10 protein-coding genes are annotated in these 12,291 nt (G+C 71.9%); 4 read left to right on the plus strand and 6 right to left on the minus strand.

The features are described from left to right. Positions 1–132: 132 nt before the first annotated feature. Positions 133–816 carry an ABC transporter ATP-binding protein gene (locus ABZ887_RS43730; RefSeq protein ID WP_361303475.1) on the plus strand — a complete coding sequence of 228 codons (684 nt, stop codon included), beginning with the start codon at positions 133–135 and terminating at the stop codon, positions 814–816. Positions 817–1,106: 290 nt separating this feature from the next. Further along, the gene (locus ABZ887_RS43735) at positions 1,107–4,355 is read left to right on the plus strand and encodes a S8 family peptidase (RefSeq protein ID WP_361303627.1); all 3,249 of its coding nucleotides are present in this window, start codon (positions 1,107–1,109) and stop codon (positions 4,353–4,355) included. 105 nt (positions 4,356–4,460) lie between these two features. Here ABZ887_RS43735 and ABZ887_RS43740 read toward each other — a convergent pair whose 3' ends face one another. Further along, on the minus strand, positions 4,461–5,375 hold the full coding sequence (locus ABZ887_RS43740; RefSeq protein WP_361303478.1) for a helix-turn-helix transcriptional regulator: 915 nt from the start codon (positions 5,373–5,375) through the stop codon (positions 4,461–4,463). A gap of 174 nt (positions 5,376–5,549) precedes the next feature. Here ABZ887_RS43740 and ABZ887_RS43745 point away from each other — a divergent pair, with 174 nt between their 5' ends. Continuing rightward, entirely contained in the window at positions 5,550–6,593 is a 1,044-nt protein-coding gene (locus tag ABZ887_RS43745; protein ID WP_361303481.1) for an NAD(P)-dependent alcohol dehydrogenase, read from the plus strand. A gap of 1 nt (position 6,594) precedes the next feature. Here ABZ887_RS43745 and ABZ887_RS43750 read toward each other — a convergent pair whose 3' ends face one another. The 3 genes from ABZ887_RS43750 to ABZ887_RS43760 all read right to left on the minus strand — a co-directional run bounded on the left by ABZ887_RS43750 (position 6,595) and on the right by ABZ887_RS43760 (position 9,845). After that, the gene (locus tag ABZ887_RS43750) at positions 6,595–7,608 is read right to left on the minus strand and encodes an iron ABC transporter permease (RefSeq protein ID WP_361303484.1); all 1,014 of its coding nucleotides are present in this window, start codon (positions 7,606–7,608) and stop codon (positions 6,595–6,597) included. A gap of 191 nt (positions 7,609–7,799) precedes the next feature. Next, positions 7,800–8,792, minus strand: a complete 993-nt coding sequence (locus ABZ887_RS43755; protein ID WP_361303487.1) for an iron ABC transporter permease — start codon at positions 8,790–8,792, stop codon at positions 7,800–7,802. Then, the gene (locus ABZ887_RS43760) at positions 8,793–9,845 is read right to left on the minus strand and encodes an iron-siderophore ABC transporter substrate-binding protein (protein ID WP_361303630.1); all 1,053 of its coding nucleotides are present in this window, start codon (positions 9,843–9,845) and stop codon (positions 8,793–8,795) included. Between the two features lie 91 nt (positions 9,846–9,936). Between ABZ887_RS43760 and ABZ887_RS43765 the strand changes: the two genes are divergently transcribed. Then, positions 9,937–10,320, plus strand: coding sequence for a VOC family protein (locus ABZ887_RS43765; RefSeq protein WP_361303490.1), 384 nt, complete (start codon positions 9,937–9,939; stop codon positions 10,318–10,320). On the opposite strand, the gene ABZ887_RS43770 is transcribed toward ABZ887_RS43765, so the two are convergent. Next, on the minus strand, positions 10,302–11,042 hold the full coding sequence (locus ABZ887_RS43770; RefSeq protein ID WP_361303493.1) for a hypothetical protein: 741 nt from the start codon (positions 11,040–11,042) through the stop codon (positions 10,302–10,304). The two genes, ABZ887_RS43765 and ABZ887_RS43770, sit on opposite strands and share 19 nt — an antisense overlap. Beyond that, complete coding sequence (locus ABZ887_RS43775; RefSeq protein WP_361303496.1) at positions 11,039–12,157, minus strand: serine hydrolase domain-containing protein; 1,119 nt, start codon at positions 12,155–12,157, stop codon at positions 11,039–11,041. The genes ABZ887_RS43770 and ABZ887_RS43775 overlap by 4 nt, the downstream gene beginning before the upstream one ends. Between the last annotated feature and the right edge of the window lie 134 nt (positions 12,158–12,291).

Raw genomic sequence — 12,291 nt, forward strand, 5'->3', positions numbered from 1 at the left:
CGCAGCTGGGTCAGCTGACAAGGCGCCCGCGGCTGAGGCGCCCCAAAGGGGCGCGGGGAACTGCGCGAGCAACCCCCACCGGCCCGCAGCCGACACCCGACCGCCCCACCCCGAAACCCTCCAGGAGCCACCATGTACGAACTCAGAAACGTCACCAAGCTCTACACACGCGGCAAGGACACCGTCCGCGCCCTCGACGGCATCGACCTCACCATCGCCGACGGCGACCGCCTGGTCATCCAGGGCCCCACCGGCGGCGGCAAGTCCACCCTCCTGCAGATGCTGGGCGGCCTGGACCGGCCGACGTCCGGTGAGGTCGTCCTCGACGGCACCGACCTGGCCAAGCTCTCCGAGACCAAGCTGACCCGGGTCCGCAGCGAGAACATCGGCTTCGTCTTCCAGTCCTTCAACCTCATCCCGACGCTCACCGCCCAGGAGAACGTCGAGACCGCCCTCGTCCCGCTCGGCATCAAGACCAAGGAACGGCGTGAGCGCGCCGCCGAGGCGCTGACGTCCGTCGGTCTCGGCGAGCGCCTCGGCCACCTGCCCTCCGAGCTGTCCGGCGGCCAGCAGCAGCGTGTCGCCATCGCCCGGGCCCTCGTCAAGCACCCCAAGGTGCTGCTCGCCGACGAGCCCACCGGCAACCTCGACGAGGGCATGCGCGACGAGATCATGGACGTACTGGAGCGCATGTGGAAGGAGCACGGGCTGACCTTCATCATGGTCACGCACGACTCCGCGATCGCGAAGAAGGCCCCGCGCCTCGCGACCATCCGCAAGGGCAAGATCACCGTCAAGGAGAACGCCGGCGCATAACACCGGCGCGCCGCGTGAAACCACGCGGTTGTGTAACGGTGTTCACCCCGGCGCGTAACAGTTGTCCCGCACTCTTCTTACCGGCCTCTCATCTATTGAGCCCACTGATCACCCCCCGGCATACTCCGTATTCCGGGGGGTTGACGTATGTGCGTACGAGACTGCCCCCGGCCGGGTGAACGGGGAATTCGCCCGGCACACCGTCTCCTGGGGGAGTCTTGCGCAGACAAGTGAAAAGAGCTGCCGCGGCCACCGTGGCCACGGCAGCAGCCGTCGCGCTCGCCGCGGGCATGACCAGCCCGGCGTCGGCGAAGCCGGAACAGCGCGCCGCCACGGCCGCCGCCGCCTCTTCGCTCACCGCCAAGCACCACGTCACCCTGATCACCGGCGACCGGGTCGCCCTGGACGCCAAGGGCCGCGTCGTCGGCCTGGAGCGGGCCGAGGGGCGCCAGCACATACCCTTCCGGATCAGCAAGGTCGACGGGCACACCCTCGTCGTCCCCGGTGACGCCGTCCAGCTGGTGTCCTCCGGCAAGCTGGACCAACGGCTCTTCGACGTCACCGAGTTGAACAAGGCCGCGACCCGTAGGGCGCAGAGGAACGGCCTGAAGGTCATCGTCGGGTACAGCGGCGCCGCCGCGGCCACCAGGGCCGACGTGCGGGACGCGGGCACCCTGCGGCACAGCCTCAAGACGCTCAACGCCGACGCCGTGCAGACCCCGGTCAAGGACACGCCCGAGCTCTGGGACGCGGTCACCAACGGGAACAAGGCCGCCGCCGGCATCGCGCACGTCTGGCTCGACGGCGTCCGCAAGGCCAGCCTCGACAAGTCCGTGCCGCAGATCGGCGCGCCCACGGCCTGGAAGTCCGGCTACAACGGCAAGGGCGTCAAGATCGCGGTCCTCGACACCGGCATCGACACGACCCACCCGGACCTCAAGGACCAGGTGATCGAGTCCAAGAACTTCAGCGGGGCCGCCGACGCCACCGACCACTTCGGCCACGGCACGCACGTCGCGTCCATCGCGGCGGGCACCGGCGCCAAGTCGCACGGCAAGTACACGGGTGTCGCGCCCGGCGCGAAGATCCTCAACGGCAAGGTCCTGGACGACACCGGCTCCGGTGACGACTCCGGCATCCTCGCCGGCATGGAGTGGGCGGCGGCCGAGGGCGCCGACATCGTCAACCTCAGCCTCGGCGGCTACGACACCCCGGAGATCGACCCGCTCGAAGCCGAGGTCAACAAGCTCTCCACCGAGAAGGGCATCCTGTTCGCGATCGCCGCGGGCAACGAGGGCCCCGAGTCGATCGGTTCGCCGGGCAGCGCGGCCGCCGCGCTCACCGTCGGCGCCGTCGACGGCAACGACAAGCTGGCCGACTTCTCCTCCACCGGCCCCGCCGCCGACGGCTCCATCAAGCCGGACGTCACCGCGCCCGGCGTCGACATCACCGCGGCCGCGGCCAAGGGCAGCGTCATCGACCAGGAGGTCGGCGAGAACCCGCCCGGCTACCTGACCATCTCCGGTACGTCGATGGCGACCCCGCACGTCGCGGGTGCCGCCGCCATCCTCAAGCAGGAGCACCCCGACTGGGGTTACCAGCAGCTGAAGGCGGCCCTGACCGGCTCCGCGAAGGGCGGCAAGTACACGCCGTTCGAGCAGGGTTCGGGCCGGATCGCCGTCGACAAGGCCATCAAGCAGACCGTGCTCGCCGACCCGGTGTCGGTGAACTTCGGTGTGCAGCAGTGGCCGCACACCGACGACACCCCGGTCACCAAGCAGGTGACCTACCGGAACACCGGTACCAAGGACGTCACCCTCAGCCTCGCGGCGGCCGGCACCGACCCCAAGGGCGCGGCGGCCCCGGCCGGCTTCTTCAAGCTCGGCGCGACCAAGGTGACCGTCCCGGCGGGCGGCACGGCCGCCGTCGACCTCACCGTCGACACCAAGCTGGGCGGCACCCTCGACGGCGCCTACTCGGCGTACGTCACGGCGACCGGCGGCGGGCAGAGCATCCGCACGGCGGCCGCGGTCACGCGCGAGGTGCAGTCGTACACCGTCACCGTCAAGCACATCGGGCGCGACGGCAACCCGACCGGTGTCTACGCCACCGACCTCGCGGGCTACTCGGGCCTCGGCAACGGCCGCGACTACGTCGTGCCCGTCTCCGACACCGGGACCGCCAGCTTCCGGGTGCCGAAGGGCACGTACCTGCTCGACGCCTGGATCGCCAAGGACTTCACCACCTTCGACGGCGGTCTCGACTGGCTGGTCAACCCGAAGCTGAGCGTCACCAAGGACCTCACGCTCACCATCGACGCCCGCACCACCAAGTCCGCCGACATCACCGTGCCGGACGCCCAGGCCACCCCGCACTCGGCGACCGTCGACTACATGTACGACCCGGCCGGCATCGGGTTCGGGGTCGGCTTCGACACCTTCGCCAACATCCGGCTCGCACCGCTGGGCGGTGAGGTCGCGAGCGGTCTGACCCAGACCTGGAGCGGCCAGTTCACCAAGGGTGCCGACGAGGAGTACGACGTCGCCACCAGCGCCCAGGTCAAGAAGATCCAGGGCGACAAGGTCCGGCACTTCAAGACCGGTGAGCTCGCCACCGTCAAGAACGCCTTCGGCGCCTCCGCCCCGAACAAGACCGGCTCGGTCGCACCCTGGGGCGTGGTCGGCGAGGACCTCGTCATGGGCGACGCGGTGGAGCAGAAGCTGCCCGGCACCCGTACCTTCCACGTCTCCACCGTGGACGACGCCCAGTGGGCCTTCGACGCCACGCAGTACTCCGGCCACGACGCCCAGGGCCTGCCGATCGCCGACGCCTTCTACACGCTGGGCGACCCGAAGACCTACAAGGCCGGCAACTCCTACCGGAACACCTTCAACGTCGCGGTCTTCGGCCCGCACCTGACGTCCGAGTACGGCCTGTACCGCGACGGCAACCAGATCTTCGGCATCGTCCCGCTGTTCTCCGACGGCGCCAAGCACGCCGGGTCCTCCGACTTCCTGTCGGTGAACACCACCCTCTACCGCAACGGCACCAAGGTGGGCTCCAACCAGGACCCGCTGTTCGGTGACAGCGTCTTCACCGTGCCGTCCGCCGACGCCGAGTACAAGCTGACCACCTCGGTCATCCGCTCGGTCAAGGTCGCCGCCGCCTCCACCCGGATCGACGCGAGCTGGACCTTCCACTCGAAGAAGCCGGGCGGCAGCACCGCACTCGCCCAGCTCCCGGCCTCCACCGTCCACTTCGGCGCCAAGACCGGCCTGGACAGCCGCGTCGAGGCGGGCAAGAAGGTCACCTTCCCGGTCACCGTCGAGGGCGCGGCCGCCGGCCGCAACCTGAAGTCCCTCGGGGTCTGGGTGTCGTACGACTACGGCCAGACCTGGAAGAAGCTGACGGTCAGCCACGGCAAGATCACCGTAAAGAACCCGGCCAAGGGCAAGGCCATCTCGTTCCACGCCAAGATCGCCGACAAGAAGGGCAACAAGTCGACGATCTCCATCTACAACGCGTACTACGGCAAGTGAGCGCGTAGACCGCCGAGTAGAACCCCAGCGAGCGGCCCGTCGGAAGCGCGGCTTCCGGCGGGCCGTTCTCCATGCCGCCGAACAGCCGGTCAGTCGGCCGGTCGATCAGGGGGCCGGGGCGACCCGGGCCGCGTCGGTGCCCCAGCTGGCCAGCAGGCTCAGCGCCTGGGCCGACGCGGAGCCCGGCTCCGCGTGGTACGTGACCAGGGACTGGTCCGGGTCGTCCGGCATCCGGAACGACTCGTAGCTGAGGGACAGCTCGCCCACCAGCGGGTGGTGCAGCCGCTTCACCCCGTGGCTCTTCTCCTTGACGTCGTGCGTCGCCCACAGCCGGCGGAACTCCTCGCTCTTCACCGAGAGCTCGCCCACCAGCGCGGACAGCCGGGTGTCGTCGGGATAGCAGCCCGCGTCCATGCGCAGCAGGCAGACGATGTCGATCGCCTTCTGCTCCCAGTCGACGAAGAGATCGCGGTACGCGGGCCGCAGGAACACCAGCCGCGCCCAGTTGCGCTCCGTGACCGGCAGCTGCGACCAGTCACCGAAGACCGCGGCCGTCATCCCGTTCCACGCCAGGATGTCCGAGCGGCGCCCCCCGATGTACGCCGGCACGCCCTCCATCGCCTCCAGCAGCTGGCCCAGCGCCGGGCGCACCTGCTGCGGCCGCGCCGACGCCTTCTTCTTGTGCTGCTTGCCCTTGGCGAGATGCATGAGATGAGCGTGCTCGGCGTCGGTGAGCCGCAGCGCGCGGGCGATCGAGTCCAGCACCTCCGCGGACACGTTCCGCCCGTTGCCCTGCTCCAGGCGCGTGTAGTACGCCACCGACACCCCGGCCAGCTGCGCCAGCTCCTCGCGCCGGAGCCCCGGCACCCTGCGGTGCCGCCCGAAGTCCGGCAGCCCCACGTCGGAGGGGCGCAGCCGGGCGCGCCGGGTGCGCAGGAACTCGCTGAGCTCGGCACGCCGGTCCAGGGACGGGGAGGCGGAGGCGGTGGTGGCGGTGGAGGGTCGGGGCTGGTCTTCCATACGTCCAGTATTCACGGTCGTACGCACCGGAACCTGATCCCGCCAGTGGTAGGCACGGCAGACGTACGCAGAGGCGGGGGCTGGGTGACGGACGTAGCGTGGAGGAGCCTGGAAACGTGCCCGGGACGGAAGAAGGCGACCGGGTGCGAAGACACCTCTAGGAGAACCCCCCTCATGACCACTGTTGCTGCTTACGCCGCGCCTGCCGCGAAGGCCCCGCTGGAGCGGACCACGATCGAGCGGCGCGCGGTCGGCGAGTTCGACGTCCTCATCGACATCCAGTTCGCCGGTATCTGCCACTCCGACATCCACCAGGCCCGGGAGGGCTGGGGTACGGCGATCTTCCCGATGGTGCCCGGTCACGAGATCGCGGGCGTCGTCTCGGAGGTCGGCCCGGGTGTCACGAAGTACGCGGTGGGGGACCGGGTGGGCGTCGGCTGCATGGTCGACTCCTGCCGTGAGTGCGACAACTGCAAGGCCGGTCTCCAGCAGTACTGCACCGGCGGCGGCCCGACCTGGACGTACAACGCCGTCGGCAAGGACGGGCAGCCCACCTACGGCGGCTACGCGCAGAAGGTCGTCGTCGACGAGAACTACGTCGTCCGCATCCCCGACGGTCTCCCCCTCGACGTGGCGGCGCCCCTCCTCTGCGCCGGCATCACCACGTACTCCCCGCTCAAGCACTGGAACGCCGGCCCCGGCAAGAAGGTCGCGGTCGTCGGCCTCGGCGGCCTCGGGCACATGGGCGTGAAGATCGCCGCGGCCCTCGGCGCGGAGGTCACCGTCCTCTCCCAGTCCCTCCGCAAGAAGGACGACGGCCTGAAGCTGGGCGCGACCCACTACTTCGCGACCAGCGACCCGCAGACCTTCGCCGATCTCAAGGGCACCTTCGACATCATCCTCAACACGGTGTCGGCCCCGCTCGACTTCGACGCCTACCTGTCGCTGCTGAAGACCGACGGCGCCATGGTGAACGTCGGCATCCCCGAGGAGCCCGTCCACATCCTCCTCTCCTCCGTCTTCGGCAACCGCCGCAGCCTGAGCAGCTCCGGCATCGGCGGCATCCCGGAGACCCAGGAGATGCTCGACTTCTGCGCCGAGCACCAGCTGGGCGCCGAGATCGAACTCATCGGCGCCGACCAGATCAACGAGGCGTACGAGCGGGTCGTGAACAGCGACGTCCGCTACCGCTTCGTGATCGACACGGCGACGATCTGAGTCAGGGTTTCGGCCTGCGGCCGAGCAGATGGAGCAGATAGGGGCCGCCGACCAGGGAGGTCAGCGCACCGACCGGGATCTCCAGCGGAGGGACCAGGGTGCGGGCCACCAGGTCGGCGGCCACCAGCACGAGTGCGCCCGTCAGCGCCGAGCAGACCAGCGGCAGCTGAGGGGTGCGGGTGAGCCGCCTGGCCAGCTGCGGCGCGGTGAGCGCGACGAACCCGATCGGCCCGGCGGCACCGGTCGCGGCGGCGGCGAGCACGACGCCGAGGGCGGTGAGACCGAGCCGGGCCCGGTCGACCCGGAGGCCGAGGGCGGCGGCGGTGTCGGGATCGAGCCCGAGCGGCCGCGCCGCCCGGGCCGCCCACACCAGCCCCGGCAGGGCGAGCACGAGGACGACGGCGAGCGGCCCGGCCTGCTCCCAGCCCCGCCCGTTCAGACTCCCGGTCAGCCACAGCTTGACCTGCTCGGCCGCGTCCAGCTCGCTGTCGGCGAGGTACAGCTGGACGACGGCGGACAGGGCGACGCCGATACCGACGCCGGTGAGCACGAAGCGGCTGGGCTGCATGCCGTGCCGCCAGGCGAGCACGTAGACGAGGGCGGCGGCAGCGAGGCCGCCGGCCACGGACACGGCGGGCAGCGCGGACGGCGACGCGACGGCTCCCGTGGCCAGTGCGACCACGGTCGCGGCGGCGGCGCCGTGCCCGACGCCGATGACGTCGGGACTGGCGAGCGGGTTCCGGGTGACGGTCTGCACCAGCGCCCCGGCGAGCCCGAGCGCCCCGCCGACGAGCGCCCCGAGCACGATCCGCGGGACGCGCAGCTCGTTGACGACGAGGTCGTAGGGGGTCGGCTCGCCGCGGAGGGTGCGCCAGACCTCGGCGGGGGAGATGTAGGTCTGGCCGAGGGAGGCGGAGGCGGCCATGGCGAGGGCGAGGAGGGTGAGCAGCACGAGGGCGACGAGGATCGAACGCTTGTGGAGGACGAGGGAGAAGCGGGGGTGGGGGCGGAGCACCGATGTCCCTGCGGGCCGGTGGGGGTTGCTCGCGCAGTTCCCCGCGCCCCCTTCGGGGCGCTGCCCAGCCGCCCGCTCTTCAGCCACCCAGCTGCGGGCAGGCGTGCCGCAGGGCGGCACGGGTGGGCGCAGCGGCACCCGGCCAGCGCCGGTAAGCGTCCTCACCCCCCGACCCCCACCCCGGGTACGCCTCACGACACGGCCCCCTTCCTCCGTACCAGCGCCACCAGCACCGGCACCCCCACAAACGCCGTCATCACCCCGGCCGGCACCTCCGCAGGAGCCCGCACCACCCGCCCCAGCACGTCCGCGGCCACCAGCAACCCCGCTCCCAGCAGCGCCGACAGCGGCAGCACCCGCCCGTAGCCCCCGCCCCTGACCAACCGCCGCGCCAGATGCGGCACCACCAGCCCCACGAACGCGATCGGCCCGGCCGCCGCCACCGCGGACGCGGTCAGCAGGGTCGCCCCCAGCGCCGCGCACCCCCGCACGACATGCACCCGGTGTCCGAGCGAGCGGGCCGTCTCGTCGCCGAGGGCCAGCGCGTCCAGCCCCCGGGCACAGGCCAGCACCAGCACGGCGCCCGCCGCCAGGAACGGCAGCATCCGTACGACGGTCCCCGCGTCCCGCCCGCTGAGCGCCCCCACCTGCCAGAACCGGAACTGGTCGAGGGTCGCCGAACTGGACGTCAGGACCACCGTCGTCGCCCCCGCGGTCATCGCGGACAGAGCGGTGCCGGCCAGCGCCAGCTTCACCGGGGACGCCCCGCCCCGACCCCGCGCCGCGATGCCGTACACCAGGCACGCGGCGACGACGGCGCCGGTGAACGCATACCAGACGTAGGCCCCGAAGCCGTACCCCGAGCCGCCGAGGACGATGGCGAGCACCACCCCGGCCGCCGCCCCCTGGCTCAGGCCGAGGATGCCGGGGTCGGCGAGCGGGTTGCGGGTGACCGCCTGGAGCGTGGCGCCGGCGAGGCCGAGCGCGGCGCCCGCGGTGAGGCCGACCTCGGTGCGGGGCAGGCGCAGCGAGCGGACGACGAGCGCGTCGGGGGAGGACCCGCCGTGCAGCAGGGCGTCCAGGACGGTCGCCGGCGGTACGGCACGCGTGCCGACGGCGAGACTGAGCACGGCGACGACGGCCACCACGAGGGCGGCCGTCGGCCAGAGGAGGGCGCGGCGCACTTACCGGAGGTGCTCGGCGAGCTGTCGTACGACCAGACGCGCGGCCGTGGGACCGGCGTTGAGGTACCAGGGGTCGTCGTCGACCTGCACGGCGTGCCCGGCCTCGACCGCCTTCATGGACTTCCACAGCGGCCCGGCGAGCACGGTCGCCGCGTCCGTCTCCGCCGCGTCGCCCTGCACGGAGTAGAAGATCCAGTCACCGTCGGCGGTGTCGACCTTCTCCGCGCTGATGTCCTGCGAAATGGCGGTGAACTGCTGCGACTTGGGGCGGGAGAGCCCCATGTCGACGGCTATCGAGCCGGTGAAGGAGGACACCCCGAACATCCGGGTGCGGTCGGGCGTGAAGCGGACCATGGACACGGTCGCCGAGCCGTTCAGGGCGGACCCGCTGGCCTTCGCGTTGTCGACGATGCCGGTGAGCAGTTCCTGCGCCTTCTGCCCTTCGCCGACCGCGTCCCCTACGAGCAGCAGGTCGCGCTTCCAGTTGATGCCCTGGCCGGCGGTGACCACGGTGGGCGCGATCTTCGACAGCTGCGGGTAGAGGTCGCCGAGCGAGTCGTTGACCAGGATCAGGTCGGGCCTGGCGGCGGCCAGGGACTCCAGGTTGGGCGACTGGCGGGTGCCCGCGTCGGTCATCGCGGCGAGCTTCTTCTTGTACTGCGGGAAGGCGTCGGCGAGGTAGTCGGGGACCAGTCCGGCGTTCTCGGCACGGGTGCCGGCCGTCGGGACGATGCCGAGGGTGAGCAGGTCGTCGAGCTGCCCGGTGCTGAGCACCGCGATCCGCTTCGGCTCGGCCTCGATGGTGGTCTTCCCCTCGAAGTGGGTGACCGTGCGCGGGAAGACGCCGTCGGTGTCCGTGTCGGAGCCCATCCCGTCGGCGAGCGCGCTCGGCGCGGCGGAGGGGCCCTCGGAGGCGCCGGCGACCTTGTTCACGGTTTCGTCGCCGTGGGCGGCGGCACCGGCATCGTTGTCACCGCCGGACGACGAGCAGCCGGCCAGCAGACCGCCCACGACGGACACGGCGGACACGGCCAGGACGGCCCTCAACCTCAACGCACGCACGACTGGCTCTCCCGATCAGTGACTAAGGCGAGCCTTACCTTATCCGGTGCCGGGAGTACGTTGGACAGCAGGAGGTCCCACGATGACCGTGAACCTGAACCACACCATCGTCGCCGCACACGACAAGCACGCCTCGGCCCGGTTCCTCGCCGACATCCTCGGACTGCAAGTCGGCCCGGACTACGGTCCGTTCGCCCCGGTCGCGCTGCCGAACGGCGTCACCCTCGACTTCATGGACACCCCGGGGGACATCCCGCCGCAGCACTACGCCTTCCTGGTCTCCGAGGACGACTTCGACGAGATCTTCACGCGGGTGCGGGCGGCCGGCCTCGGCTACTGGGCCGACCCGCACCACACCCGTCCCGGCGAGATCAACACCAACGACGGGGGCCGCGGCACCTACTTCGACGACCCCGACGGCCACCGCCTGGAGATCCTCACCCGCCCCTACGGCAGCGGCGGCTGACCCAGCGGGACGGACACACCGGGCGCGTACGACCGTACGACCGCACCCGCGGTGTCGCCCGAGGGCCGTACGACATGGACGCGCCCGCGCCCGCCGACCCGGCCCGTCCGGCCGGTCACCTCCAGCACGGTGTTCTCGTCGATCGCCACCCCGTACGGCACCGACCTTCGCGACACGGCCGCGACCAGCCGTCCCAGCGTGCCCCACTGCGCCGCGTGCACGTCCACCGCGAAGGGCACCAGGCCCAGCCCGGGCCGTACCTCGACCTCTTCGAGATCCTCGGCGGCGTCCGGCGGGCAGACCGGAACACCGTCCGCCAGCCAGCCGCCGACCACGGCCCGCCGGGCGGCGAGCACGGCACCGGCCGAGAACCCGGCGTAGGGGATGCCGCGTTCGGTGAGCAGCCCGGTCAGCCGGGCGGCACACCCGGCGAACGCGTCCTGGTACGCGGGGGTGAGCCCACCGCAGACCAGCAGCCCGGCCGTTCCGCTCTCCAGCAGGGACTCCGGCTCGAACCGTCCCCCGAGCGGCACGAGCAACGGCACCACGGCATCGGCCCCCGCGGTCCGCAACGCCTCCGCGTACCGCGCGAACTGCGCCTCGCCGTCCCCCTCGTCGACGATCACGCACCCGATCCGGCCGCCGCCCGCGGCCCGCAGCAACGGCCCGTACACCTCGGGCGCGTCCCAGCCGCCGCCGACGAGAGAGAGCGCACCACTCATGTCGCCCGCAGCCCCTTGATGCCGTCCTGGGCGGCCATGATCAGCTCGATGCCCCGGTTGTCGGCGGCGGGTTCGCGCATCTGGTTCGTCACGTACGCGATCGCCAGCCGCTCGTCGGGGTCGACCCAGACGAGCGCGCCGCCCCAGCCGCCCCAGCCGAGGGCGCTGCCGAAGAGGCCGTAGCCGAGGCCGTACCGGGCCGGCATGCCGAGGACGCGGTCCTCGCCCTCGAACTGGAGCTCCCGGGCCCGCTCACACCCCTCCGGAGACAGCACCCGCACCCCGCCCACGGTTCCGCCGCAGGCGAGCACGGACTGGACGAGGGCGACCGAGCGGGCGTTGCCGTAGCCGCTCGCCGCGGGGATCTGCGCGCGGCGCCAGGCGAGGCTGTTGCCGTCCCGGACGCGCAGGGCGGTGGCGGTGGTGGGGGCGGCGGCGGCCGCGTCGCGGTTCGCCGCACTCGCCGTGTAGTCCTCGTCCCTGCCCGGCGGCGGCACGGTGAGCGCCACCCGGTGGTCGTGCTCGGGGCCGAGGCCGATGTGGAAGTCCGCGCCCAGCGGTCCGGCCACCTCCGCGGCGAAGAACTCGCCCACGCTCCGCCCGGTGATCCGCCGCAGCACCTCACCCACCAGGAACCCCTGGGTGGCCGAGTGGTACCCGGCCGCGGTCCCGGGCTCCCACTGCGGGGCCTGCCCGGCGAGCCGGGCCGTCGCGGCCGCCCAGTCGTACAGCTCCTCGACCGGACCCTCCCAGTCGGGCAGCCCGGCGGTGTGCGACAGCAGATGCCGCACCAGCACGTGCCGCTTGCCGGCCGCGGCGAACTCGGGCCAGTAGCGGGCGACCGGCGCGTCCGGATCCAGCTTCCCCCGGTCGATCAGGACGAGCGCGCACAGCGCGGTCATCGTCTTGGTCACGGAGAACACGTTGACGATCGTGTCCCGCTCCCACGCCTGGGTCCGGCCGGTGTCGGCGAACCCGGCCCACACGTCCACGACGGGCTCCCCGTCCACGAAGACGGCCACGGCACCTCCCACGTCACCGTCGTCGATCAGCGCGGCGAGAGCGGTGGGCACGGCGGTGAACAGCTCGTCGTACGAGCCCTGGATGTCGGCCATGCCTGCCATTGAGCCCGCGGGAGCGCCGCCCGGCAACCGAATATCGGCGCCTGCGTTCGGCAGCGCCCCGTAAGGGGCGCGGGGTTGCATCCATATGCGGCTCCGCCGCGTGGGCGCGACCAGCCACGACGGCG

This window comes from Streptomyces sp. NPDC047061 (assembly GCF_040643955.1).
In the GTDB taxonomy this organism is placed as follows: Bacteria; Actinomycetota; Actinomycetes; order Streptomycetales; family Streptomycetaceae; genus Streptomyces.